General features: G+C 68.6%; 19 protein-coding genes. 9 read left to right on the plus strand and 10 right to left on the minus strand.

Annotated features, from left to right (window positions below):
- Positions 1–128 precede the first annotated feature (128 nt).
- Positions 129–692, minus strand: a complete 564-nt coding sequence (locus tag H570_RS0103700) for an ECF-type sigma factor (protein ID WP_027079564.1) — start codon at positions 690–692, stop codon at positions 129–131.
- 131 nt (positions 693–823) lie between these two features.
- Positions 824–1,693, minus strand: coding sequence for a bifunctional DNA-formamidopyrimidine glycosylase/DNA-(apurinic or apyrimidinic site) lyase (gene mutM, locus H570_RS0103705; protein ID WP_027079565.1), 870 nt, complete (start codon positions 1,691–1,693; stop codon positions 824–826).
- Positions 1,694–2,041: 348 nt separating this feature from the next.
- Between mutM and H570_RS0103710 the strand changes: the two genes are divergently transcribed.
- The 4 genes from H570_RS0103710 to H570_RS0103730 all read left to right on the plus strand — a co-directional run bounded on the left by H570_RS0103710 (position 2,042) and on the right by H570_RS0103730 (position 6,696).
- A complete protein-coding gene (locus H570_RS0103710) occupies positions 2,042–3,250 on the plus strand; it encodes a DesA family fatty acid desaturase (protein WP_027079566.1) in 1,209 nt (402 codons plus the stop codon).
- Between the two features lie 259 nt (positions 3,251–3,509).
- Positions 3,510–3,842: an EF-hand domain-containing protein gene (locus H570_RS0103715; protein WP_027079567.1), complete on the plus strand. Its 333-nt coding sequence runs from the start codon at positions 3,510–3,512 to the stop codon at positions 3,840–3,842.
- Between the two features lie 172 nt (positions 3,843–4,014).
- Positions 4,015–4,452: a hypothetical protein gene (locus H570_RS0103725; protein ID WP_027079569.1), complete on the plus strand. Its 438-nt coding sequence runs from the start codon at positions 4,015–4,017 to the stop codon at positions 4,450–4,452.
- 174 nt (positions 4,453–4,626) lie between these two features.
- Entirely contained in the window at positions 4,627–6,696 is a 2,070-nt protein-coding gene (locus H570_RS0103730; RefSeq protein ID WP_036135025.1) for a TonB-dependent copper receptor, read from the plus strand.
- 52 nt (positions 6,697–6,748) lie between these two features.
- Here the strand turns inward: H570_RS0103730 and H570_RS0103735 are convergent, their stop codons facing one another.
- The 4 genes from H570_RS0103735 to H570_RS0103750 all read right to left on the minus strand — a co-directional run bounded on the left by H570_RS0103735 (position 6,749) and on the right by H570_RS0103750 (position 14,337).
- Positions 6,749–8,869 carry a prolyl oligopeptidase family serine peptidase gene (locus H570_RS0103735; protein WP_027079571.1) on the minus strand — a complete coding sequence of 707 codons (2,121 nt, stop codon included), beginning with the start codon at positions 8,867–8,869 and terminating at the stop codon, positions 6,749–6,751.
- A gap of 111 nt (positions 8,870–8,980) precedes the next feature.
- Entirely contained in the window at positions 8,981–11,101 is a 2,121-nt protein-coding gene (locus H570_RS0103740) for a M13 family metallopeptidase (protein ID WP_027079572.1), read from the minus strand.
- A 150-nt stretch (positions 11,102–11,251) separates the two neighbouring features.
- Positions 11,252–12,916 carry an MFS transporter gene (locus H570_RS0103745; protein ID WP_051176088.1) on the minus strand — a complete coding sequence of 555 codons (1,665 nt, stop codon included), beginning with the start codon at positions 12,914–12,916 and terminating at the stop codon, positions 11,252–11,254.
- 11 nt (positions 12,917–12,927) lie between these two features.
- The gene (locus H570_RS0103750) at positions 12,928–14,337 is read right to left on the minus strand and encodes a DcaP family trimeric outer membrane transporter (RefSeq protein ID WP_051176089.1); all 1,410 of its coding nucleotides are present in this window, start codon (positions 14,335–14,337) and stop codon (positions 12,928–12,930) included.
- A gap of 159 nt (positions 14,338–14,496) precedes the next feature.
- Between H570_RS0103750 and acs the strand changes: the two genes are divergently transcribed.
- The 5 genes from acs to H570_RS0103775 all read left to right on the plus strand — a co-directional run bounded on the left by acs (position 14,497) and on the right by H570_RS0103775 (position 20,699).
- Entirely contained in the window at positions 14,497–16,452 is a 1,956-nt protein-coding gene (gene acs / locus H570_RS0103755) for an acetate--CoA ligase (protein ID WP_027079575.1), read from the plus strand.
- A gap of 7 nt (positions 16,453–16,459) precedes the next feature.
- Positions 16,460–17,131, plus strand: coding sequence for a response regulator transcription factor (locus H570_RS0103760; protein WP_027079576.1), 672 nt, complete (start codon positions 16,460–16,462; stop codon positions 17,129–17,131).
- 182 nt (positions 17,132–17,313) lie between these two features.
- Entirely contained in the window at positions 17,314–18,222 is a 909-nt protein-coding gene (locus H570_RS0103765) for a right-handed parallel beta-helix repeat-containing protein (protein ID WP_027079577.1), read from the plus strand.
- A gap of 547 nt (positions 18,223–18,769) precedes the next feature.
- Positions 18,770–19,615 carry a right-handed parallel beta-helix repeat-containing protein gene (locus tag H570_RS0103770; protein ID WP_027079578.1) on the plus strand — a complete coding sequence of 282 codons (846 nt, stop codon included), beginning with the start codon at positions 18,770–18,772 and terminating at the stop codon, positions 19,613–19,615.
- A 241-nt stretch (positions 19,616–19,856) separates the two neighbouring features.
- Positions 19,857–20,699, plus strand: coding sequence for a right-handed parallel beta-helix repeat-containing protein (locus tag H570_RS0103775; protein ID WP_027079579.1), 843 nt, complete (start codon positions 19,857–19,859; stop codon positions 20,697–20,699).
- Positions 20,700–20,774: 75 nt separating this feature from the next.
- Here the strand turns inward: H570_RS0103775 and H570_RS16280 are convergent, their stop codons facing one another.
- From H570_RS16280 to H570_RS18055, 4 genes are all read right to left on the minus strand, one after another.
- On the minus strand, positions 20,775–22,901 hold the full coding sequence (locus H570_RS16280; RefSeq protein ID WP_156899820.1) for a hypothetical protein: 2,127 nt from the start codon (positions 22,899–22,901) through the stop codon (positions 20,775–20,777).
- A 202-nt stretch (positions 22,902–23,103) separates the two neighbouring features.
- Positions 23,104–23,787, minus strand: a complete 684-nt coding sequence (locus H570_RS0103785) for a right-handed parallel beta-helix repeat-containing protein (RefSeq protein ID WP_027079580.1) — start codon at positions 23,785–23,787, stop codon at positions 23,104–23,106.
- Between the two features lie 63 nt (positions 23,788–23,850).
- Positions 23,851–24,705 carry a right-handed parallel beta-helix repeat-containing protein gene (locus H570_RS0103790; RefSeq protein ID WP_027079581.1) on the minus strand — a complete coding sequence of 285 codons (855 nt, stop codon included), beginning with the start codon at positions 24,703–24,705 and terminating at the stop codon, positions 23,851–23,853.
- 473 nt (positions 24,706–25,178) lie between these two features.
- Positions 25,179–26,234 (minus strand): glycosyltransferase family 2 protein, encoded by a 1,056-nt coding sequence (locus tag H570_RS18055; RefSeq protein WP_084499709.1) that lies wholly within the window; start codon positions 26,232–26,234, stop codon positions 25,179–25,181.
- Between the last annotated feature and the right edge of the window lie 121 nt (positions 26,235–26,355).

Consider the following 26,355-nt stretch of genomic DNA (forward strand, 5'->3'; position numbering starts at 1 on the left):
CGGCGCGCGGGCCGCCTGTCGTTCCGGGCCGGATGAGGCACCTGCTTCTGGTTGGGCCGTGGCACGGATGATTCCTCGCTGCGTTCGGAGTGCCGGGGGCGACGCGCGGGTCGCCGCACCGGCCGGCGTCAGGATTCCTTCAGCGACGCCAGCAGGAACAGCCGCGCCTTCTGCCAGTCGCGGCGGACGCTGCGCTCGGAGCGTTCGAGGAGCGCGGCGATCTCCAGCTCGGACAGGCCGGCGAAGTAGCGCAGCTCGACCACGCGCGCCAGGCGCTCGTCCACCGCCGCCAGCTGGGTCAGCGCGGTGTCCAGGCCGAGCATGTCCTCGTCCAGGCGCAGCCCGCCCTCGATGTCCTCGGGCAGGTCGGTGACGCGGTGCAGGTCGCCGCCGCGCTTCTGCGCCAGCCGCTGCCGCGCGTAGTCCACCACCACCGAGCGCATCGCCGATGCGGCGTAGGCGAAGAAGTGGGCGCGGTCGTCGAACTTGGCCTCGCGCCGGCCGATCAGCTTGAGGTAGGCCTCGTGCACCAAGGCGGTCGCGTCCAGGGTCTGGCCGTGCTGGCCGGCGAGCTGGCGACGCGCCATCGTGTGCAGCTCCTGGTAGAGCGTCGCGAGCACGCGGTCGAGCGCACCGCGGTCGCCGTCGCGCGCGGCGTCGAGCAAGGCGGTGATGTCGGCAGTCTGCGTCATCGATTTCCCCAAAAGGCGCGGCGCGACTATACCGCGCGCCCCCGCCGACCGCTTGCGTCCGCGCCGGCCGGGCCGATCGGCGCTACTGCCTGCAAGCGCCAGGCCGGGCGCGTGGACCGGAGTCGACGCGCCTAGCGCTGGCAGTGGCCGCACCAGACCGTGGCGCGCTGGCCGATCGCCGCCTGTTTCAGCGGCCGGCCGCAGTTCGGGCAGGGCGCGCCGCCGCGGCCATAGGCCGACAACTCCTGCTCGAAGTAGCCCGGCGCGCCGTCCGGGGCGATGAAGTCGCGCAGTGTGGTGCCGCCGCGGGCGATGGCATGGGCAAGGATGCGCTGCACCGCGCCGGCAAGCAGCCGGTAGCGCTCGCGCGAGACCCGGCCGGCGGCGCGCAGCGGCGAGATCCCGGCGGCGAACAGCGCTTCGGCGGCATAGATGTTGCCCACGCCGACCACCACGCGCTGGTCCATCAGGAAGGTCTTCACCGGTGCCTTGCGCCCGCGGCTGAGCGCGAACAGGTAGTCGCCGTTGAACATGGCCCGGCCTGATGTCGCGCCGTCCGGCCCGGGCCCATCGGCATCGGGCAGCGGTTCCGGGCCGAGGTCGCGCAGCAGCGGATGCACCTCGCCCCGCGGCTGCCACAGCAGGCAGCCGAAGCGGCGCGGATCGTTGAAGCGCAGGATCCGCCCCGGCCTGCGGCCCGCGGCGTCGAACGCGATGTCGACGTGGTCATGCGCGCGCGGCGGCGTGTCGGATGGCAGCACCCGCAGGCTGCCGGACATGCCCAGGTGCAGCAGCGCGCTGCCGGCATCGGTGTCGAACAGCAGGTACTTGGCGCGGCGACGCACCGCGGTGATGCGCTGGCCGGGCAGCAGGCCTGCCACCTCGGGCGGGATCGGCCAGCGCAGGTCCGGCCGGCGCAGCGTGACGGCGGTCACGCGCCGCCCTTCGACATGCGGCGCCAGGCCACGGCGCGTGGTTTCGACTTCGGGCAGCTCGGGCATGCGCGAAGTGTCGCAGACCGGCGTGGACCGCGGCGCCGGAAGGCCTGCGTGGCGGGCCGGACCAGCGCGAGGCCGGGCGCAGGATCGTCGACCGGGCGTCGCTGGTCCTGCCGGCTTCGCGCGCCCCTTGGCGGCAGCGGCACGGCCGGCCCCGCGCTGGCCACGGCGCGAAACCTGCCAGGCGCGCAGTGCCACCGTGTCCCGCGGCCGGCCCGCCATGAAAGTGAACGCGCAGGCGGGTGGCTTGCAAGCAGGTGAACGAGGCCAGCCATACGCGAACGCATGGATGGCAATGTGTTCCGGCAGCCCCCATCATGGCCGGGCACACACACCGAAGTCATTGCCACGATGCCCGCTTCAATCCTCGATTTCCTCGCCGGCGGCCTGCTCCAGTTCGGCTGGGGCGAAATGCTGTTGTACCTGCTGGTCGCCACCCAGCTCACCATCTTCGCGGTCACGCTGTACCTGCATCGCAGCCAGGCGCATCGCGGCGTCGATTTCCATCCGGCCATCGCGCATTTCTTCCGCTTCTGGACGTGGCTGACCACGTCGATGATCACCCGCGAATGGGTGGCGATCCATCGCAAGCACCACGCCAAGTGCGAGACCGAGGAAGACCCGCACAGCCCGATGCACAAGGGCATCAAGACGGTGTTCTGGCGCGGCGTCGAACTGTACCGCGAGGCGCGCGGCATGCGCGCGGACATCGAGCAGTACGGCAAGGGCGCGCCGGACGACTGGATCGAGCGCCACCTGTACACCCCGCACGCGACGATGGGCCCGACCGTGCTGCTGTTCATCAGCTTCGCGCTGTTCGGCTTCATGGGCGTGGCGGTGTGGGCGATCCAGATGGCGTGGATCCCGTTCTGGGCCGCGGGCGTGGTCAACGGCCTCGGCCACTGGTGGGGCTACCGCAACTTCGAGACTTCCGACACCGCGACCAACCTCACCCCGTGGGGCGTGTGGATCGGCGGCGAGGAGCTGCACAACAACCACCACGCGTTCCCGAGCTCGGCCAAGTTCGCGCTGCGCAAGTGGGAAGTCGACATCGGCTGGGGCGTGATCAAGGGCCTGGAGAAGCTGCGCTTGGCCCGGGTGCTGCGCGTGGCGCCGTCGCTGGACGTGCGGCCCAACATCAACGTGCCCGATGCCGACACCATGCGCGCGCTGCTGGCGCACCGCTTCCAGGCGATGACCGATTACCAGCGCAACGTGCTCAAGCCGGCGCTGCGCGAGGAGGCCCGGGCCGCCGGCGCCAAGCTGCGCTCGCTGCTGCCGCGGCAGCTGCGCAAGGGCATCGTCGACGACGGCCGCTGGCTCAAGCCCGACGCGCGCCAGCAGCTGCAGCAGTGGGTCGAGGCGCGTCCGCGCATCCGCACCCTGGTGGAACATCGTGCGCGGCTTGCCGCGGTGCTCGAGGCGCGCACCCACAACGCCGGCGAATCGCTGCGCAACCTGCAGGCCTGGTGCCAGGAAGCGGAGGCCAGCGGCATCCGCGCGCTGCAGGAGTACTCGGAGCGGCTGAAGGGTTATTCGCTGCAACCCGCGCGGGCGTAAGCCCCGCGCCGTGTGCGGCGCCTTGCGTGATCGACGATGGCGGGCCAATGGCCCGCCATTTTCATGCGCAGGACCCTCGTCGGAGCGGCGGAAGCCGCGAGCGCTTGCCCTCTCCCTTGCGAAGGCAGGGCGTTCCTCAGGTCGCGAGCCAGTGGCTTGCAAGCAGCCCTCCTCACGCCCCGCCTTCGCAGGGGAGGGAGCAAAGGCTCGCGGCTTCCGCCGCTCCTGCGGCGTGACGTACCCGGCCTACAATGTGCCGGTGAAACGACTCACCCTCCTTGTCTTGTCGTCGCTGGCGCCGCTCGCCGCGCACGGGCAGGTCAACGCCACCAGCGACTACCTGTCGCGCATGGACGGCGACGGAGACGGCCGCATCTCGCTGGCCGAATACCAGGACTGGATGAGCTACGCGTTCGACGCGATGGACCGCAACCGCGACGGGGTGCTCACGCCCGACGAACTGCCCGGCGGCAAGGGCAAGCCGGTGACGCGCGACGAATATCGGGCACGCATCGCCGCGACGTTCAACAAGCAGGACGTCAACCGCGACGGTAGCCTTGGCGCGCGCGAACTGGCCGCGCCGCCGCAGTAGGGGGCTCGCGGCGATCGTGCGCGGCGGCGTGATGGCGGCGCGCATCTGCGCAGGCGCAGGCCCGCGCGAACAGATGCCCGGTGGAACGCGATACCGGGTGATGCCGCGGAAGCGGCCCGGCTTGTGCCAGATCAAGAACGCCACCGCGACGGCGGCCTAGAATCCGCGCCAGATGCGCAATCCCCGCCTCCATGCCGCCATCGCCCGTGTCGCGCTCCTGGCCGCGCTGCTGCTGGCCGTGGTGCCCACGCTCGGGCGGCTCGCGCCGCGTGTGGCGGACGCGGGACTCGCGGCGCTGTGCACGGCTGAAGGCCTGCGTTATGTCGACGTCGCCGCGTTCACAGCCGCGACGCCCGTCGCCGGCCTGCACCACGCCGGTGCACTGGGCACGGCGCCGGAGCGTCCGCACGATCCCGGTGCACCGGACTGCGCCTACTGCCCGCTGCTGCTGTCGCTGCTCGCGGCCGGCTGCTGGCTGCTATGGCTGCGCGCGGCTTTGGCCGGCGCCGCGCCGGGATGGTGGCCGGCGGCGGCGTCGCACGGGTTCGTCCACCCCTGCGGCCTGGGTTCGCGCGGGCCGCCGCGCGCGGAAGCCTGCCTGCCCGCGTGAGGCCGTGCCCGCGCGCGCGACGATGCCAGCGAGCTGACTGAAACCCGCGCCGGACCGTCGCGTCCAGCCGGCGGCCGTGCGTCGCCCGCGTTCGACACGCCACCACGCCATCACGCCAACCGACCGCCGTGCGGCGCCGCCGCGCGCCCGTTGCCTATCTCGCCAGGAGTTTCCATGTCGATTCCATTTTCCGCGGCGCGTCGTACGCGCCCGGCCGCGGCCTTGGCCGTGCTGCTTGCCGTGCCCCTCGCGGCACCTGCCGCCGCGCCATCGGATGCGGACGCGGCCACCACCCTCGACCGCGTGGTCGTCACCGGTGTGCGTCCCCGTTCGGCGCTCACCTTCGAAACCGACCCGCGCCTGCCCCGCCAGCCGGTGCCGGCCAGCGACGGCGCCGACTACCTCAAGACCATTCCCGGCTTCACCGCGATCCGCAACGGCGGCAGCAACGGCGACCCGGTGCTGCGCGGCATGTTCGGCTCGCGCCTGAACCTGTTGAGCAACGATGGCAGCATGCCCGGCGCGTGCCCGGCGCGGATGGACAACCCGCTGTCGTACGTGTCGCCCGACACCTACGACCGCCTGGTCGTCACCAAGGGGCCGCAGACCGTGCTCTGGGGGCCGGGCGCGTCCGCCGGCACGGTGCGCTTCGAGCGCGACCGCGAGCGCTTCGACGCGCCCGGGCTGCAGCTGCGCGGCAGCCTGCTCGCCGGCTCGGCAGGGCGCAACGACCAGGTGTTCGACGCCACCGCCGGCAATCCGCTGGGCTACCTGCGCGCCAACGGCAACCGTTCCGAGGCCGACGACTATGCCGATGGCAGCGGCGCGCGCGTGCCGTCCGCGTGGCGCAAGTGGAATGCCGACGCCGCCGTCGGTTGGACGCCGGACGACGACACCGTGCTGGAGCTGGCCGCCGGCAGCGGCGACGGCCGCGCGCGCTACGCCGGCCGCGGCATGGACGGCGCGCAGTTCCGGCGCGACAGCGCCAGCGCGCACGTCACCCGCCGCAACGCGGGTGACGTCGACGTGCTGGAAGCGAGCCTGTACCGCAACCGCGCAGACCACGTGATGGACAACTACACCCTGCGCGACCCCAACCCCAACAGCCCGATGCCGATGCCGATGGCGTCCAACGTCGAGCGCACCACCATCGGCGGCCGCGTCGCGGCGACCTGGCGTGGCGGCATCGCGGACGTGACCGCGGGCGTCGACGCGCAGGACAGCCGCCATCGCACCCGCAGCGCGATGGGACGCGGCGCCTACCGGGACCGGCCGTGGTCGAGCGACGCACGGCTGGACAACGTCGGTGCCTTCGCCGAGCTCACGTGGAAGGCCGGCGAGCGGCAGCGCGTGGTCGCAGGTGCGCGCGTTGATCGCGCGCGCGCCGAAGACCAGCGTGTGACCACCGGCATGATGGGCATGGCCAATCCCACCGCAGGCCAGGTGCGCCACGAAACCCTGCCCGGCGGCTTCGTCCGCTACGAGCACGGTGCCGCAGGCGCGCCGCTGGGCTGGTACGCGGGGCTCGGCCACGCGCAGCGCATGCCGGACTACTGGGAGCTGTTCTCCGCAGACCGGGGACCGGCGGGGTCGGTCAACGCGTTCTCGTCGGTCGCGCCCGAGCGCACCACCCAGCTCGACGTCGGCCTGCAGTACCGCACGCGCCGCCTCGACGCATGGGTGTCGGCATACGCGGGGCGCCTCGACGACTACCTGCTGTTCCGCTACGACGCAGGCGGGATGATGGGGCCGATGTCGTCGGTGTCGAACGTCGACGCGCGCATCCACGGCGCCGAGGCCGGGGTCGAGTGGCGCCCGTCGCCGGCATGGACGGTCGGCGGCAGCCTGGCCTGGGCCTGGGGCGAGAACCGCGACAGCGGCCGTCCGCTGCCGCAGATGCCGCCGCTGGAAGGACGCTGGTCGCTGGCCTGGCGCGGCGAGCACTGGTCGTTCGGCAGCCTGCTGCGCGTGGCGGCGCGGCAGCAGCGCGTGTCGATCGGCGAGGGCAACGTTGTCGGCCGCGACCTTGGTCCCGCGCCCGGCTTCGCGGTGTTCTCCGTCAACGGCGGTTACCACTTCGGCCCGCGCGCGCAGCTCACGGCCGGGATCGACAACCTGTTCGACCGCGACTACGCCGAGCACCTCAACCTGTCGGGCAGCGCCGACTTCGGCTATCCGGCCGATCCGGTGCGCATCCACGAGCCGGGACGCACCGCGTGGCTGCGGCTGGACGTGTCTTACTGACACGGCCGGCGGCCACCACGACGCCGGCGCGGGGCCGGCGTCGCGTGGCCGGTCAATCCTCCAGCTGCGCGTCGAAGAACGCGAAGATGTCGGCGAACTCCAGCGCCGCCGCGTTGACGTTGGTGGCGAAATGGCCGAACTGGTCGTCGGTGCGGAACCACACCGGGGTCCGCGGCGCTGCCGCCAGCACCCGCGCGCCGAACTTGCCGCTGTTCCACGGCGCCACGCGCTGGTCCACCGCGCCGGTGACCAGCAGCAGCGGCGGATAGGCGGTGCCGTCGCGCACCCGCTGGTACGGGTCCATCGCCAGCAGCTGCTTCATGCCGGCTTCAGTGCGCGGATCGCCCATCTCGGCGATCTGGTTGGCGCCGTTCTTCGCCGCGAGCAGCCGCACCGGGTTGAAGATGCCCGACTGCACGACCATTGCGCCGAAGGCGTCCGGCTCGGTGGTGTACGCGCCGCCGGTGAGGATGCCGCCCATGCTGCCGCCGAAGCCGCCGGTGCGCGCCGGCGTGCTGTAGCCGCGCCTGGCCAGCTCCTTCGCGCAGGCGATGAAGTCCTCGACGCCGCGCTGCTTGTTCGGGCCGCTGCCGGCGATGCGCCAGGCGTCGCCGTTCTCGCCGCCGCCGCGCACGTGGCAATCGGCCAGCACGTTGCCCGCCTGCGTCCACTCCAGCAGCACCGGGAAGAAGAACGGCTGGCTGACCATGCCGTAGCCGCCGTAGCCATTGACGATCGCGCGCGCGCGCCCGTCCTTCGCCAGGTCGCGGCGATGCACCACGCTCAGGGGCACCCGGGTGCCATCGGCGCTGGTCGCCTCGATTTCCTCGCTGACCAGGTCCGGGAACGACATCGACGTGATCGTGCCCAGCCCGGTGTCGGCCAGCGTCCCGGCAGCCGGATCGAAGCGGTAGACCTTCGCCGGCGTGGTCCAGCCTTCGAGCGACAGCAGCGCGCCGGCCTGCAGCGGGTGCGTGCGCATCAGGTAGACGGCGCCGTCGAACGGCATCGCCACCGGCGTCCGTGCGCCGCTGGCGTAATCCAGGCGCTCGACGCGGTCGAGCCCGCCGTGCATGGACTTGAGGTAGAGCGCGTCGCTGGCGGCGGAGATTTCGGTCAGCACCGCGTCCGCGGGTTCGGGCACGACGACCTTCGCCGTGGCCGGGACGGCCTGCGGATCGCGCAGGTCCAGCGCCAGCACGCGCCGGCGGGAGGCGTCTTTCGCCGACAGCAGGTAGTACGTGTCGCCGTGAAGGCCTGCACCCTGCACGTTGTCCGCATCCGTCACCAGGCAGCGCCACGCGGCGTGCCCGGCCACGGCATCGGCCAGGCGTGCGACGCAGGCGCGGCCCGATGCGCGGGCGCCGCTGATGTCGAGCACCGCCCAGTCGCTGCCGGCTGACACGTGCACCGATGGAAAGTCGCTGGGCACGATGCGCAGCGCGTCGTCGGCGCCGGCACGCGCGACCAGGACGTCGGCCGATTGCGGTTGGCCGAGCAGGTGCAGGTAGGCCGCCATGCCCTGCAGCGGATCTTCGCCGTCGCCGGGATCGCGCATCCGCGTGTAGAAGAAACCGCTGGCGTCGGGCAGCCAGTTCGCCCTGAATTCGCTCCACACCGGCTTGCGGGTGTCGTCCAGGCGCTCGCCGCTGGCGACGTCGAACAGCGCGATCTCGCCGATCTCGTTGCCGCCGAAGCCGACGTTGACGGCGACCTTGCCGCCGTCCGGCGAGACGCTGAAGCCGCCGATGCTGGCGCCGCCCTCGACCGCATTGGGATCGTAGAGCGTGCGTTCGCCGCCGTCGCCGTGGCGCACCATCAGCACGTCTTCCGAGCCGGCCTGGGCACGCAGGAAGAACAGGCGGTCGCCGACCAGCTGGTGCCCGCGATGCGTGGTGCTTGCGCCGGCCGCCGCGGACAGCCGTTCGCGCCAGTGCGCAAGCGTGGGCAGCGCATCGAGCCTGGCCCGCGACGCCGCGCCCTGCGCTCCCAGCCAGGCGTTGAACTCGGCGTTGTCCTCGCCTTCCATCCAGCGATAGGGGTCGGGCAGGGACAGTCCGAAGTCGTGGTCGACGGTGTCGACCGTGCGTGCGGCCGGCGGGTCGCTGCCGGCGATGGCCGCGCCGCAGGCGGCCGCTAAGAAGACGCACAGGAATGGCTTCGCAAGCTGCATCGTCGTTCCTCCGGGGACGTGGGGTGCGCGGTGCTGCGGGAAGCGCACGCCGGAGGCAACGGAAGGGTGCGGGGACACCGGCCATCGGCCGGCGTCCCGCGCCCGCGCGGACTACCAGATCCTCACGCGATCCCCGGCGTCGAGGTAAAGCGCCTGGCCCTTTTCGACGTCGAAGGCGGCGTACCAGGGATCGATGTTGCGAACGGTGAGCGCGCGGTACGGCCCCGGGGCGTGCCCGTCGCCGATGACTCGCGCGCGCAGCGTGGGTTCGCGCATCTTCGTGCGCCAGGCCTGGCCGTAGGCGAGGAAGAAGCGCTGGTCGCCGGTCAGGCCGTCGATCACCGGCGCCTCCTTGCCACCCAGCGACGCGCGCCAGGCGCGGTAGGCGGCCTGCAGGCCGGAGACGTCGGCGATGTTCTCGCCCAGGGTCTGCTCGCCGTTGATGTGCAGGCCCGGCAGCGGTTCGTAGGCGTCGTACTGCTTCACCAGCCTGTCGGCGGCGGCCTTGAAATGCGCGCTGTCCTCCGGCGTCCACCAGTTGTGCAATTGGCCGTCGGCGCCGAACTCGGCGCCGGTGTTGTCGAAGCCGTGGCTGATCTCGTGCCCGATCACCGCGCCGATCGCGCCGTAGTTGGCGGCAGGGTCGGCTTTCGGGTCGAAGAACGGTGCCTCCAGGATCGCTGCGGGGAAGTTCATCGCGTTCTGCAGCGGCAGCTGGATCGCGTTCACCGTCTGCGGCGTCATCCACCATTCGCCCGGGTCGATGTCCTTGCCCAGCTTCGACAGCTGGTGGCGGTACTCGCGCTCCTCGGCGCGCAGCGCGTTGCCCAGCGGGTCGTCGCGGCGGATCTCCAGCGCCGAGTAGTCGCGCCAGGCGTCCGGGTAGCCCACGCTCACGCGCATGGTCGCGGCCTTGGCCTTGGCGATCTTCTTCGTTTCCGGGGTCATCCAGTCCAGCTGGTCGACGCCGTCGCGGAACGCTGCGAGGATGTTGTGCACCATCTGCTCGACCTGCGCCTTCGACGACGGCGGGAAATAGCGCTCGGCGTAGCGCTTGCCCACCGCGTCGCCCAGCGCCTTGCTGGTGGACGCCACCGCGCGCTTCCAGCGGTCCTGCTGCTGCGGCGTGCCCTGCAGGGTCTTGCCGTGGAAGCCGAAGTGCAGGTCGGCAAAGGCCTTGGGCAGCAGCGCCGCGCTGTGGTCGAGCGCGTGGAAGCGCAGGTAGTCCTTCCACACCGCCAGCGGCTCGCTGGCGACCAGCGCCGACAGCCCGCGGATCGCGTCGGGCTGCCAGGCGACGATCGTCTTCTCGCCGGACAGTCCGGCCGCGTCGAGGAAGGCCTTCCAGTCGATGCCCGGCGCCTTGTGCGCCAGCGACGCGACGTCCCACGGATTGTTGCCCTTGTGCACGTCCTGGCTGTCGACGACGCTGGCGTGGACCCTGGCGATCTTCATCTCCAGGTCGAAGATCGCCCTGGCCTTCGCTTCCGCATCGGCCGTGCCAGCCTGGCCGAGGACGGCGGCGATGTAGGCGCGGTAGGCCTTGCGGTTGTTCGCCATCGCCTCGGCGCCGGACAGGTAGTACTCGCGGTCGGGCATGCCCAGGCCGCCCTGCATCAGCGTGGCGACGTTGCGCGGCGGGCCTTCCAGCCCGCGCGCGACGAACACGCCCAACAGGTTGTCGGTATGGAAATGGGTGTAGTTGAGCGGGTCGGTGTCGGCGCGCACGCTGCCGCCGATGTACCGGGACAGCGCGGCGACCGAGTCGATGGCGCCCACCTCGTCCAGCACCGGCTGCAGCGGCGCCAGGCCGCGCTGCTCGATGCCCGCCTCGTCCATGTACGCGGCGTAGTAGTCGGCGATCCTGCGCGCGTCGCTGCCCGCGGCCGGGTCGGTCTTCTCCAGGCCCTGGATCAGCTCGGCGGTGCGCTTCTCGGCCAGTTCGAACACCGCGACGAACGCACCGGTGCTGGAACGGTCGTCGGGGATCTTGGTGTTCTTTTCCCACGTGCCGTTGGCGTAGGCGTTGAAGTCGTCGCCGGGCCGCACGGATTTGTCGATGCCGGCCAGGTCGATGCCGGAGACGGCCTCGGTCGCGCCGGCGTCGGGCGCGGCGGCCTGGTCGGCGTGCGCGGCGCCCGCGTCGGGCGTGGGCGCGCGCTGGCATCCGGCGAGCCCGCCGGCGAGGGCGACGGCGAGCGCCGCCAGGGCAAGGGGACGGGACGAACGCATGCGCAATCCTCGGGCAGGGGGAACGCGCCATCGTGCGCCCGCAACCGTTCGCCGCATGTGCAGGAAGTCATCGCTGCCGGCGTGCGCGTCACGCAAACGAAAGACGCCGGCCCTCGCGGGCCGGCGTCGTGGTTACCGGGTGGCGGTGGGCTACTGGGTGATGTCGCGATCCTTGGTTTCCGGCAGGAACAGCGTGCCGATCACCAGCGTCATCACCGCGATCACGATCGGGTACCACAGGCCCTGGTAGATGTTGCCCGAGGCCGCGACCAGCGCGAACGAGATCGTCGGCAGGAAGCCGCCGAACCAGCCGTTGCCGATGTGGTACGGCAGCGACATCGAGGTGTAGCGGATGCGCGTGGGGAACAGTTCCACCAGCCACGCCGCGATCGGGCCGTAGACCATCGTCACGTAGATCACCAGGATCGCCAGCAGCAGGACCACCATCGGCGTGTTGATCCGCGCCGGATCGGCCTTCTCCGGATAACCCGCCGCAGTCAGTGCCGCCTGCAGTTCGCCGTTGAAGCGTGCGCCGTCGGTCTTGAGCGCCTCGGCATCGTGGCCCTTGCCTTCGAACGCGGTGACCACGACGTCGCCGATCGCTACCGTCGCCACCGTGCCCGCCGGCGCATCGACGTTGGAGTATGGCGTGCCGCCCTTGGCCAGCGCGCTCTTGGCGATGTCGCACGAGGTGGTGAACTTGCTGGTGCCCACCGGGTTGAACTGGAACGTGCAGGTGCTCGGGTCGGCGGTCACCACCACCGGGCTGGTCTGCGCGGCCGCCTCGATCGCCGGGTTGGCGTAATGCGTGAGCGCCTTGAAGATCGGGAAGTAGGTCAGCGCCGCCAGCAGGCAGCCGGCCATGATGATCGGCTTGCGCCCGACCTTGTCCGACAGCCAGCCGAAGACGATGAAGAACGGCGTGCCGATGATCAGGCCGGCCGCGATCATCAGGTTGGCCGTCGATGCTTCCACCTTCAACGTCTGCGTCAGGAAGAACAGCGAGTAGAACTGGCCGGCGTACCACACCACCGCCTGGCCGGCGGTGGCGCCGAGCAGCGCCAGCAGCGCGATCCTGCCGTTCTTGCTGAAGAAGCTTTCGGTGATCGGCGCCTTCGAGGTCTTGCCTTCGGCCTTCATCTGCGCGAACACCGGCGACTCGCTCAGCTGCAGGCGGATCCACACCGAGATCGCCAGCAGCAGGAACGACACCAGGAACGGGATGCGCCAGCCCCAGGCCTCGAACTGCTCGCTGCCGAGGAAATAGCGGCAGCCCAGGATCACCAGCAGCGACAGGAACAGGCCCAGCGTCGCGGTGGTCTGGATGAAGCTGGTGTACAGGCCGCGCTTGCCCTGCGGCGCGTGCTCGGCGACGTAGGTGGCCGCGCCACCGTACTCGCCGCCCAGCGCCAGGCCCTGCAGCAGGCGCAGGGTGATCAGGATCACCGGCGCGGCGAACCCGATCGTGGTGTAGCTGGGCAGCACGCCGACGAGGAACGTCGACAGGCCCATGATCACGATGGTGATCAGGAAGGTGTACTTGCGTCCCACCAGGTCGCCGATGCGGCCGAACACCAGGGCGCCGAACGGGCGCACCGCGAAGCCGGCGGCGAACGCCAGCAGCGCGAAGATGAAGCCGCTGGTGGGATTCAGGCCGGTGAAGAACTGCTTGGCGATGATCGCGGCCAGCGATCCATACAGGTAGAAGTCGTACCACTCGAAGACAGTGCCGAGGCTGGAGGCGAAGATGACCTTCTTGTGACTCTTGGTGATCGGCCCGGGCATCGAGGCTGCGGTCGCGGTTGTGCTGGACATGGTGGCTCCCCTTAGAAGCTGTACTTGACGGTGGTCTGCAGGCGCTTGAGGTCACCCTCGCGGTCGTCTTCGAGCGAACGCTGGCCCCACATCAGTTCGGCGCCGACGTCGAGCTTGGGGATCGGCGAATAGATCAGGTTGGCGTGCAGCGACTGCGCGCGTTCGGTCACGCCGAAGCCGGTCAGCGACTTGTCGTTGTCGAAATGCGCCGCCGAATACATCAGGTTGCTGCGCAGCTTCGCGCTCCAGGCATGGCGCCAGGCGACGAAGCCGCCGTAGCCGTCGAGCGCGTGCAGTTCGCCGTTGGCGTCGAGCACGGTGTCGGTGCCCAGGCCGAAGGCCATGTAGCGGCCGATGCCGCTGCCGGCGTTGGCCATGTAGCGGATGTCGTCGCTGGCCCCGAGGTTGAACCTGCCCGACACGCTCACCGCGCCGCCGGTTTCGGTCTCCTCGCCGTACTTGAACTGGCGCAGCAGCGCGGCCACGGTGAAGTGGCCCCAGTCGCCCTTGGTGAGCCAGCGGCCGGTGAAGTCCGGTGCCACGCCGTCGCCGCTGTTGAAGCGCGAGGCGCCGAGGTAGGACGTGACCGTGGTCTGCGGGTTCTCGACCGAGAACGACCACGGGCCGCTGGTATAGCGCAGCTGCGCCTGGCGCACGAAGATCGTGCCGTCGGTGACGCCGACGAAATCCACCGCCTCGGGCAATGCCGCGGTGTCCTGGAAGTTCGACCAGGTCTGGCCGGCCAGCCAGTTGTTCCAGCTCACGTAGGCCTGGCGCAGCGTGATCGCGTAGGTGTTGGTCGAGGTCTCGTTGCCGGCGAATGAATTGTTGCCGCCGCCGAACATGTCGGCCTCGATGTAGGCCTTGAGCTTGTCGCCGCCGTCGGTGACGGTGTCGGCGCTGAACCAGAAGCGCGAGAACTGCGCGTGCACGTCGGTGTAGGGATCGCCGCCCTTGGCACTGTCGTCGCCGACCGGGATCGCGCTGGGCAGGTAGAACAGGCGGCCCGCGGAGCCGTCGGCGATGCGGCCGTCGCTGGTGTCGGTGGCCATCGCGTCGAGCTTGATGAAGCCGCCATACGTGAACGTGGTGCCGGGATTGGCGCTGGCATTGATCGCGGTGGCCTGGATCGGCTGCTTGCCGGCCGGCACCGCGGCGGGCGCCTGTGCCTGCGCGGTCTTCACCTCGCTGACCTGTGCCTGGGCATCGACCACTGCGGCCTGCGTCTGCTGTTGCTGTGCCACCAGCTGCTGGACCATCTGTTCGAGCTGCGCGACGCGCGCCTCGAGTTCCTTTTCCTTCGCCGTCTGCGCCAGCGCCACGCCGGGCAACAGCAGGGCGACGGTGACGGACAGCGCCAGCAATCGGCGATGCGTGATGGCGGCGGGGATGCGCCCGCCGGTGCTGCGGATTGCAGTCATGGATTCCCCTCCCAGGGCTTCGCGTTGGAGTGCGCCGGCAGGGTGCGCGACCGCCATCGGCGCGTCGATTCGCCATTGGTCGCCTAGACGAAGGTCTAACGCCGGCCCGCCCGCGATGGGGCACACTGGTGCGGTACCCGCGTCACCCTGGTGGAGGCCATGTCCGATATCCCCTCGATCTATCCCGTTCCCGACGCCTTCGCGGCCAGCGCCGCCATCCGCCACGACGACTACGAGCGCCTGTACGCCGAGTCGGTCCGCGATCCGGATGCCTTCTGGGGAAAAGTGGCCGAGCGCCTCGACTGGGACCGCAAGCCGACGAAGATCCGCGACGTCAGCTATGAGCTGAAGGACTTCCACATCCGCTGGTACGCCGATGGCGAGCTCAATGCCAGCGTCAATTGCCTCGACCGCCACCTGGCCACGCGCGGCGACAAGACCGCGCTGGCGTTCGAGCCCGACGACCCGAACGCGCCGGCGCAGAACGTGACTTACCGCGAACTGCACGCGCGCGTGTGCCGGCTCGGCAACGCGCTGCGCAACCTCGGCGTCGGCAAGGGCGACCGCGTCACCATCTACCTGCCGATGATCGTCGACGCCGCGGTGGCGATGCTGGCCTGCGCGCGCATCGGTGCGATCCACTCGGTGGTCTTCGGCGGCTTCTCGGCCAACTCGATCGCCGATCGCGTGCGTGACTGCCAGTCGAAGGTCGTCATCACCGCCGACGAGGGCCTGCGCGGCGGCAAGGCCGTGCCGCTCAAGGCGAACGTCGATGCCGCGTTGAAGATGCCGGGCACCCACACCGTCGAAACCGTGCTGGTGGTGCGCCACACCGGCGGCGCGGTCGACATGCAGATGCCGCGCGACCGCTGGTTCGACGCCGTCGTCGACAGCCAGCCCGACACCTGCGAGCCCGAGCGCATGAACGCGGAAGACCCGCTGTTCATCCTCTACACCTCCGGCAGTACCGGCAAGCCCAAGGGCGTGCTGCACACCACCGGTGGCTACCTCGTGTTCTGCGCCTACACCCACGAAGCGGTGTTCGACCTGAAGGAAGACGACGTCTACTGGTGCACCGCGGACGTGGGCTGGGTCACCGGCCACAGCTACATCGTCTACGGCCCGCTGGCCAACGGCGCCACCGCGGTGATGTTCGAAGGCGTGCCCAACCATCCGGACTTCTCGCGCTTCTGGCAGGCGATCGACAAGCACAAGGTGACGATCTTCTACACCGCGCCCACCGCGATCCGCGCGCTGATGCGCGAGGGGGACGGCCCGGTGAAGAAGACCTCGCGCGCCTCGCTGCGCCTGCTCGGCTCCGTCGGCGAGCCGATCAATCCCGAAGCCTGGCGCTGGTACTTCGACGTGGTCGGCGACGGCAAGCGCCCGATCGTCGACACCTGGTGGCAGACCGAGACCGGCGGCATCATGATCTCGCCGATCCCCGGCGCGATCGCCACCAAGCCCGGTTCGGCGACCAGGCCCTTCTTCGGCGTGCAGCCGGCGATCGTCGACGCCAACGGGCAAGTGCTCGAAGGCGAGGCCGAGGGCAACCTCGTGATGCTCGATTCGTGGCCGGGCCAGATGCGCACCGTCTACAACGACGACCAGCGCTTCATCGACACCTACTTCAAGACCTACCCCGGCATGTACTTCAGCGGCGACGGCTGCCGCCGCGACGCCGACGGCTATTACTGGATCACCGGCCGCGTCGACGACGTGATCAACGTCAGCGGCCACCGCATCGGCACCGCGGAAGTGGAAAGCGCGCTGGTGCTGCATCCAAAAGTGGCCGAGGCCGCGGTGGTCGGCTTCCCGCACGACATCAAGGGCCAGGGCATCTACGCCTACGTGACCCTGGTGGCCGGCGAGGAGGAAAGCGAGGAGTTGCGCAAGGAGCTGGTGAAGCAGGTGCGCAGCGAGATCGGCCCGACTGCCACGCCCGACTACATCCAGTGGGCGCCGGGCCTGCCGAAGACGCGCTCGGGCAAGATCATGCGCCGCATCCTGCGCAAGATCGCCGAGAACGCGCCGGACCAGCTCGGTGACACCAGCACCCTGGCCGACCCGTCGGTGGTCGATTCGCTGGTGAAGCAGCGCCGCGTGCCCGACTGACACACCGATGGCCTCGACCATCCTCGTCGCCGACGACCACCCGCTGTTCCGCGAAGCCCTGCGCGGCGCGGTGCAGCGCGTGCTGCCCGACGTACAGTTGCGCGAGGCCGAGGACGTCAATGAGCTGTATGCACTGGTCGACGCCGAGCCCGACGCCGACCTGCTGCTGCTCGACCTCAACATGCCCGGCGCACAGGGGTTTTCCGCGCTGGTGCACCTGCGCGCGCTGCACCCGCAACTGCCGATCGTGATGGTGTCCGCGCGCGAGGAACCGGCGGTGATGCGGCGCGCGCTCGACCACGGCGCGATGGGCTTCATCCCCAAGTCCGCCGACGCCGCCACGCTGGGCGAAGCGATCACCCGCGTCCTCGACGGCGACCGTTGGGCCCCCGCCGCCGCGCACGCCGCGCCCGCTGCTTCGGCCGACGAACATGACGCCGCCCAGCGCCTGCAGGGCCTCACCCCGCAGCAGTTCCGCGTGCTGCAGATGCTCGGCGAAGGCCTGCTCAACAAGCAGATCGGCTACGAACTCGGCGTGTCGGAGGCCACCATCAAGGCGCACATGACCGCGATCCTGCGCAAGCTCGGCGCCAGCAACCGCACCCAGGCGGTGCTGATCGCCGGCCGGCTGGCGCTGGAGCCGGGGGCGGTGAAGCCGCAGCCGGAAGAAGGCGAGTAGGAGCGGCGCGGCAATCAGTTTGCGGGGGACCGATTCCGCCCCCTTCCGACCATCCCCTTTGGCCCCTGGCGCCCTGATTCGACGGGCATGGATGATTTTTGGCCGGAACCGCGAGCATCCGGCGATTACCTGGCTGCAATGGGGCGATGACCTGCCATCCATGACCTGCCCGGAGAACTCCAATGACCGCTACCCGCCTTCTCGCCGCTCCGCTCCTGATCGCCTGTGTGCTGTTGATCCCCACCTATGCCAAGGCTGCGCAGAGCTACGACAACTGCACCAACTTCATCGATTCGGTCCCCGCCACGATCAGTTCCCAGGGTGTCTGGTGCCTGCGCAAGGATGTCTCCACCGGAGTCACCAGTGGCAATGCCATCAACATCCAGACCAACAACGTCACCATCGATTGCAATGATTTCAAGCTGGGCGGACTGTCGGCAGGCAGCGCGTCGCAGGCTTCCGGTATCCGGGCGGATGGCCGCCAGAACATCACGGTGCGCAACTGCAATGTTCGAGGCTTCTATTACGGCATTCTTCTGGTTGGTGGCGCCGGGCACCTGGTCGAGGGCAACCGCCTGGACAACAATCTGTCCATCGGCATCGCTGCATCGGACGCCAGCAACAGCATCGTCCGCGGCAATCGCGTGTACGACACCGGTGGTTCCCCCGATAACTCCACCCGCTCCGGGATCTACAGTTACGGTGGGGATGCGGTCGAGGTGGCCGACAACATCGTCGCTGGCGTGGCCGGTACCCCGGGGTACTACAACGCCGTGGTCGGGATCATCCGGGGCAACTATGTCAGCGGCTTGAACCGTACAAGCGCACAGATTACCGGCAACAGCATTTCCGGCCTGGCGCCTACGGGCACCGGCATGACGGCGCATGGCTTCACGAACACGAACTATGGCAACACAGCCGGCCGCATCCTGTTTGCCGGAAACAATCTCTACATGACGTCGACGGTTGCCAATTCAGTTGGAATCAAATGCACCTATGGCGGCGTGTCCATCCGCGACAACAACATCATCGGATTCCCTACCGGGTTCGACGGCACCTGCTGGGACGATGGCGGCAACGTCGTACACTGAATCAAGAACCAGGAACATCCCCGTGCAAGGCGGGCGACGACGCGCGTTGCGTGCTGGCACGCGCGGCGTGAGCTCCCGAATCCGCGACATTCCGGCATGTCGACGGATGCGTGCAATGTGCGAAATCTTCGCGGCCAACTGAAGCATTCGATCACCGGCGCAGGCCGCGGAGTTGCCTCAGCCCACCCGCATCCCTCGGGCCAGGATTGCCCCTGCGATCCCTTTGGCCATCCTTCCGAGGTGCGAGCTGCCCCTGGCACCATTTCCGATGCTGGTCGCCAGCCGGCAGATGCTGGAGCCGGGAGCGATCAAGCCGCAGCCTGAGGAAGGCGAACAGGAGCGGCCGGGCAATCGATCGTCCCTTGCGGACACGCGTTGGCGGACCCCGGCGTATGGATGCGGGAGACGCCAGTGCGGGCCACGTGCCCGGAGGCAATCGGTTTCCTGCGAGGCGGTGGCAGTCACCGGCCCCTTTCGGCGATATGACAGGAGGCCCAGGCCCTGTCGGCCGCGGCCTGCCTGCCACCATCCCGGGAAGACCATCGTCATGTCCAGTCTCTATCGCCTGCTTGCCGCAGCGCTCGTCCTAGGCAGCCTGTGCTTCGTGCCTGGCACCATCCGTGCCGCCGAGAGCTATGACAGCTGCACCGGCTTCATCGACTCGGTACCCGTCACCATCACCACGCAAGGTGTGTGGTGCTTTCGCAAGGACCTGAGCACCAACATCACCGACGGAAATGCCATTACCATTGCCACCAACAACGTCGCCATCGACTGCAACGACTTCAAGCTCGGCGGACTGGCGGCGGGCGACGGTTCCAAGGCCAGTGGAATCTACGCCAAAGATCGCAGGAACACCGTCGTGCGTCACTGCAACGTGCGTGGGTTCCATGTTGGCATCGATATCTTCAGTGGTGCAGGGCATTTGATCGAGGACAATCGTCTCGACAACAACTTGCTTGCCGGAATTCGCATATTGGGCGGCATCGGCAGCCTTGTGCAACGCAATCGGGTGTACGACACCGGCGGCGCTCCGGATGGCAGCCCCATCTACGGCATGAATGTTTCGGCGGATGTAATCGACAACGTAGTGGAAGGGGTGTTTGTAGTCGCGAAGAACGGCTATGTGTACGGCATTGTCCTGTATGCCCCTGGTGCCTTGGCACGCAACAACCATGTGAGCGGGTTGGTCGCCGCTGGTACCGGTAAGGCTGGCGGGATGTTCTCCGGTACCACGGGAATGACCCTCGACGGCAACCAGATCATCTCGACCGCAGCAATCACGGGGAGCGGCATCGCGGGCGCTTCCAGCGCCTGCCGAAACAATACCGTCTCCGGATTTTCGGTCGCGGCTTCCAATTGCCAGGACGGCGGCGGAAACGCGGGCATGTGATGCGCGGGATCATTGGCCCGCGGGATCCTGCGCGTGTCCAGTATTCGCAAGCATGGCGCTTGCGCGATTCCCACATCACCCCTCGAAGCATCGGAGAAGGCGTGCGCGTGCGCATTCGAACGGCGGGCGTGACGCCTTCGCCGACCGATGGCAGTCATCGGGTCCTTTCATCGATATGACGGAAAGCACAGGCAACCCTGGTCCTGGCTCGACTGCCACCACCCCCGAGGAGACCGCCCTCATGTTCGATTCCCACCGCCTGCTTGCCGCAGCGCTTGTCCTTGGCAGCCTGCTTCTCCTGCCGGGCATTGCCCACGCCGCACGGAGCTACGACAGTTGCACCGGCTTCGTCGACTCGGTGCCCGCCACCATCACCACACCGGGCGTATGGTGTCTGCGCAAGGACCTGGGCACCAGCGTGACCAGCGGCAACGCCGTCACCATTGCCGCGAACAATGTCACCCTCGATTGCAACGACTTCAAGCTGGGCGGGTTGGAGGCGGGCAAAAGATCCAGTACCCGTGGTATTCGTGCCGGCAATCGCCAGAACGTCGCCGTGCGTCACTGCAACGTGCGTGGTTTCCACGTTGGTATCGATATTTTTGGCGGAGCAGGGCACTTGGTCGAGGACAATCGACTCAACGGCAACCTGTATGTCGGCATTTCCGTGCACGGCGAGAACAGCCTCGTGCGGCGCAACCGGGTGTATGACACCGGCGGAGCCGTGGACAGCAGCTACTCCTACGGCATCCTCAGCAAGGCGAGTGTCATCGACAACACGGTGGATGGGGTTTTCGCAATGGCGGCGGATGCTTCTTCGCGCGGCATCGAGCTCTATGGCCGTGGCCGCATAGTCCGAAACAACCAGGTGCGCCGGCTGACCACGGCTGGTGCCGGCACTGCCGTCGGCATTAGTTCCGACAGCCCAACGATGGTCTGCGACGGCAACCAGGTGATCTCGAGCTATCCGATAAGCGGAACGGCCATCAACGGTTCCAGCGGCTTTTGCCGGAACAACACCGTGGCCGGGTTCTCCACCCTGATCACGAACTGCGACGACGCCGGCGGCAACGTGAACCTCTGAATCGAAGCGGGCCGGCTCTCATGCCCTCGTCCATCCCGGCTTGCCGGGAGAGTCACGGAAGCCCATGTTCCCCGCCTATCCTGCGTCGCGGATGGCCAGCTTCCCGGGCGTGTTGGCGCCGGTGTCGAGCATGAGGCCGAGCAGGTCCTGCCCGAGGCCGGCGGCGTGGAAATCGTTGGCCACCACCTGGAACACTTCGTCAGGCGTGCCCGCCAGGGCCAGGCTCTCGATGAGGTTGGTGCCGCCCATGTCCTGCGATTCCAGCGCTTCGAGGCGGTCGCTGCGGTAGCTGTCGGACTGCATGAAGTCGCGCGCGTTGCTGCGCAGTTGCATGAGGTCGGCCTCGGTGAATTCCAGCCTCGCGTGCTGGTCGCCGTCGAAGTTCGCCTGCCTCGCATTTGCGAGGTTGTCCGGGTCAATCCGGTAGCTGTCCTGCAGATACGACGCCGATGCCTGGTCGTAGTTGGCCAGCATCAGGCTGTACGCCAGGCTGCCCGGCACGCGTTGGCCGGAGGCGTCGGTGGACCAGCTCACCTGCGCGTGGTGGTCGTCGCCCATCCGCACGGAGTTGGTGTAGTCGGCGCTGCCGTCGGCCCAGGTGGTCTGGACCATGTTGAACTCGCTGCTGTTGATCTGCGTGCCCCAGCTGAAGCCGCCGAGTTCGACGCCGAAGCGCGCGTCGTGCTGGCCGTTGAGGATTTCGGTCGTCCCGGATTGCGGCACGCCCGGAGGCGACCACGACGGCACCTGGCCGGTGCTGATGAAAGCCTGGTAGGCGGCCTGGCCCTCGGCGGTGCGCAGATCGATGCGTGCCACCGACATTGAACGATCCTCGAGGCTCTTGTCGACGCTCACGCCCACCGACGCCATGCCGCGGTAGCCGAGGCCGGCGAACAGGTCGTTCTCGACGGTGTCGATGTCGCCGGCCACGACTTCGACGGTGTGTTCGTCGATGCGCTGCACGCCGAAGCCCTGGCCCTCGAGGTCACGCGACTCGCCGTTGAGGTGGAAGGCCTTGTAGTTGGCTTCGAACTGGCTGCCGGTGAGCGTCTGGCCGCGGATGAGCACGCCGGTGCCGATCGCCATCGCCATCGGGTCGAGCGGGTCGGGCGCGGCGGACAGGTCGCCGTCGGCGATGCGCGCGCCCTGTTCGGGCGTGACCACGGCTTCATAGGTGAGCCGCGTGCCGGCGAACTGGCTGTAACTTCCCGACACCGGGATCGGCAGGCCCTTGACCACGCTGCGCAGCAACGGCGAACCGTTGACCAGGTCCTGTGCGCCCTGCGGCAGCGCGCCGAGCTTGCCGGCCCATTCGTACATGCGGTTGAGCGGCGTCCGGCCCACCGCGACGGTGGCCGCGCCCTGGGCTTCGACCGACATCTCGAAGGTCTGGGTCTGGTTGAAGTCGATGCCGGTCTGCACGCCGGACATCTCGACTTCGCCGATGACGCGGATGTCGGCGCTTGCGCGCACCGGCGTGGGCAGCGTGGCTGCGCCGGCCACGGGCGTTTCGAAGCGCACCTGCTGGCCGGGATTGATCGCCAACGCGAAGACGCCGTCGGGCAGGGTGCCGAGGATGTCGTAGCCGGCCTGGATCTGTTCTGCAGTGGGGTTGGCCGGCAGCTCGACGCCAAGCACCGCCAGCGCGTCCGTCATCTGCCCCAGGTCGAGGCGCGCGGCATCGCGCGCCATGTCGCCGCCGGAGGCGAGATAGGCGGGTACGGTTTGCGGCGACGCTGCCGATTCATCGACGATGCGGCGCAGCTCCTGCACGTACGGATCATTGTTGTAGGCGCTGATCGCGTCGCGATGTTCCATTGCCGCGGTCGGGCCGTTGAGCCCGGCGTAATCCGACAGCTGCGGCGCCAGGCGGTCGAGTGCGGCCTGCGCCTGCGCGCCGCGGCGCTCGTTGAAGGCTTCAACGCGCGCGCCGTAGATCGAGCTGCGCGCGTCATCGGGCAGGCCGCGGGGCAGGTCGTTCGCGGTGGGCAGCGCGAGCGCGTGGATGGACTCGACGGCCTGGGCGGGGGTCGCGGCGTTGGCGAAGGTGACTGGTTCGGTTGCAGCGACGGTGGCCGCCGGCACCGGTTCCGCAGCCCCGGAGTCCGTCTGCGCCTGCTCGAAACTGCGGCGCACCGCCTGCTGGTCCTCCGGTGGGAGTGTCCGATAGGTTCGGTTGTCGATGCCGTAGATCTCGGACATGGCGGCGCCCTGGTTCGCGAATACGGACAAGGTAGCGACGGCGTGGTCGCCGTGGCATTCGGGTTGACCCTAGGTCGGCTGCGCGCGGGCATCGACGCAGGCAAGCGCGCACCGTTGCTCCGCTGTCAGCCTGCCGGGTGTTTCATGGCGAGGTGACTCGTTGCGATTACCCCCCCGCCGCCTTACCGATCTCACGCCGCGATCACGGCAGGGTCAGATTGTCGAGGCTGCGCGTGCAGTCGGCATAAGCGATGCTGAAATTGACCACGGTATTGCCGGTGCAGAAGGTGTTGGCGTTGCCCCCGTCAATCCCATCGCCCGCGGTCATCGCCGTGGCTGAAACATGGTTGTCGGCAACTCTGGCGCCGCTACTGTTTTCAGTAATCCCATACGCAGTGCCAGAGCCTGTCGCTACCAGTTCGTGCACCCGATTGCGCGTTACATAGCCACGGCCGCGTGCGTAAATTCCAATCACCATAGCATTCGCATAAGTTGAAAATACCCCGGCCACGGTGTTTTCGATCACGTCCGCATAGCCAACGATGCCCCAGCTGCGATAATCGTGAGGAGCACCACCGGTGTCGTAAACCCGGTTGCGCTGAACCCGATTGTTCTCGCCGGAAACGTTGATCCCCACGCGCAGGTTGTTGTCCAGGCGGTTGTCCTCGACCAGGTGGCCCGCGCCGCCATCGAGACTGATTCCGTAGTAGAACCCACGCACGATGCAGTGCCACACGGTGGCGTTCTGGCGGTTGTCTGCATAGATGCCATTGGCCAGCGAAGCATTCCCCGCTGCCAGCCCGCCGATCTTGAAATCATTGCAATCGATGGTTACGTTGTTGGCGTTGATGGTGATGGCGTGCAGGCTCCATCGCCTGCCAGCCATGGCGGCAACAGGGCAACAGAGGGGCGCGCCGGCATGCCGCCCTGCTCGACGCCCTGCACATGATCACGGCGCCGGCAGGTTGCCGAAGCTGTACTCACAGCTGTGATAAGCCGTCGTGAAGTTGACCACGGTGTTGCCGGTACAGAAGGTGTCGGCGCCGGCTCCGTCGATTCCCAGGCCCTTCGTCATCGTCGTCGCCGAAATCCGGTTGCCGGCAACAGTGAGGCCGGACCTTGTTACCACGATCCCAAACACAAAGCCCGAGCCTGTCAACGCCAGCCCCCGCACCTGGTTGCCACGGATCTCGCTGCCGGGAGCGGATGCGTAGATGCCCCAGACGGTATCTGTCGCAGTCGCGGTTGCAACTACCCCGGCCACGGTATTGTCGATGATGTCAGCAGCCGCCAGGATGCCGGTCATCGCACCAGATCCGCCATATCCGCTGGTGTCGTAGACCGCATTGCGGCGCACTCGATTGTTGTCGCCGGAAACACTGATTCCGGTGCGCAGGTTATTGTCCAGGCGGTTGTCTTCGACCAGGTGGCCCGCGCCGCCATTGAGACTGATCCCCCGGAGGAACCCGCGCACGTTGCAATGCCGCACGGTGACGTTCTGGCGGCTACTGGAGTAGATGCCATTGGCCTGCGAAGCATTTCCCGCGGCCAGCCCGCCGATCTTGAAATCGTTGCAGTCGATGGTGACGTTGTTGGCGCTGATGGTGATGGCATTGCCGCTGGTGTTGGCGGTACTGACATTCTTGCGCAGGCACCACACCCCGGCCGTGCTGATGGTGGCAGGCACCGAGTCGATGAAGCCGGTGCAGTTGTCGTAGCTTTGCGCGGCACGCGCGGTGCCGGGCAGGAGACAGAGACCGCCGAGGGCGCAGGCGGTGACGAGCAGGTAGCGGATGGTGTGCATGAGCGGTTTCCCCGATGGCGATGGCAGTCACGCCTCGGTCGGAATGACCGAGGTTTGCCGGTGCTATCGCCAGATCTCGCAAGATCCGGCCATGTGCCTTGCAGCGGAACGTGCGGGGAGGTCGGCGGAGATGGGTGGTCCGGCGATCACCGTGGCGAGATCGCGCTGGCGAGCCACGGACCGCGGTGCAGGCGCCGTCATCCGGATGCGCCTCGGCGGCAACACAACAGCAACACCGTGCCTGCCACCCTCACCCCGCCCGATGCCAGGCACATAATGACGGCGCCGGCAGGTTGCCGAGTCCTCAATGGCAGCCGGAACAAGCGGTTGTGAAGCTGATCACCGTATTGCCGGTGCAGCAAGGTGTGGGAGCCGGCTCCGGAAATGCCATGGTCTGTCGTCCCGGTCGTTGCCGAAACATGGTGGTCGGTGACCTTGGCACTCGCCTGCCTTGCGTAGAGCCCACCGTGGTTTCACGTCCGGCTCGGCTGCCTGCGGCGCGCCCTCAGCTTCCGGTGGAGATCCAGCAATCCGGTGGGCGCGAACGTCGCGAGCCAGAACAGCAGCGCCTCGGGCATCCCGTGTCGGGCCGGGGCGCCGAGCATGGCGCGTGCGGCGCGCAGGTTCCGGTGATGCAGCAGGTCGCGGCCGAAGGCGAGCTGGATGGTGCGGCGCTTGCGGCACACGCGCGCGGCGTCCATGCCGAGTTGTGCATGCAGGCGGTCGATGTTGTCGAGTTCACCACGCGCGCAGCGTTCGATCTGGCGGGTGATGCTGTTGGCGGCTGGGGTGTAATGGATCAGCGACGCGCTGTCGGCAGCGGCGGTCCAGCCCGCGGCCAGCAGGCGCAGCCAGAGGTTGTAGTCCTCGGCGCCGATCAGCGCGCGATCCTCTTCGAACCCGCCCACAGACGCGAAGGCCTCGCGGCGCACAACGGCGGCCGACGTGCGGACCCAGTTGAGCTGCCACAGGTCGTCGAAACCGGGCGTCGCAGGTGCGGGCCGGCCGTTCTTCGTGGGGCTGTCCAGAAGCAGTCCGGTTTCGGGCCCGGCTACAAGCCGGAGCTGGCGCGCCATCTTGTCTGCAAGCCAGGCGTCGTCGGCATCGAGGAATGCCAGCCAGCGCGACGATGCGAGGCGTGCAGCCGCGTTGCGCGCAGCGCCTGGCCCGCGATTGTCCTGTTCGACGAAGCGCACCGTAGGCGCGTGTCGCCGGGCGATGGCCTTGCTTGCAGCGGTGTCGGAGGAGCCATCGTCGACGACGATGATCTCGGCCGGCGGCACGCTCTGGGCCAGCGCGCTGAGCAGGGCGCGCTCAAGGGTGGTCGATGCGTTGAAGCACGGAACCAGCACGCTGTAGTCGTGTGTCGTTTCAGGGAGGGGATGCATTGGGGCGCTCTCGTTGGCACGCATGCAGGTGCGGTGTCTGGCCAGAGGTCTCCGCTGGTCAACGGATGAACGGGCGGGAAGCGGGCACGCGGCGCGAGCGCTCGTCGGGACGATGCACGGGAAGAGGGGCCGGCGGCGCATGCTGACGATGCCGCTTCGTCTGGGTAGTGCAGCGACGGGTGCGCGCGCGGCCCGTGTGCAGCCGGTCCGCGATCGTGCGGGGTTGCCGCGTTCAGTTCACGGATGAAGGGGTGGCAAGGTG

The sequence above is a fragment of the Luteimonas mephitis DSM 12574 genome (genome assembly GCF_000422305.1).
Taxonomy (GTDB): Bacteria; Pseudomonadota; Gammaproteobacteria; order Xanthomonadales; family Xanthomonadaceae; genus Luteimonas; species Luteimonas mephitis.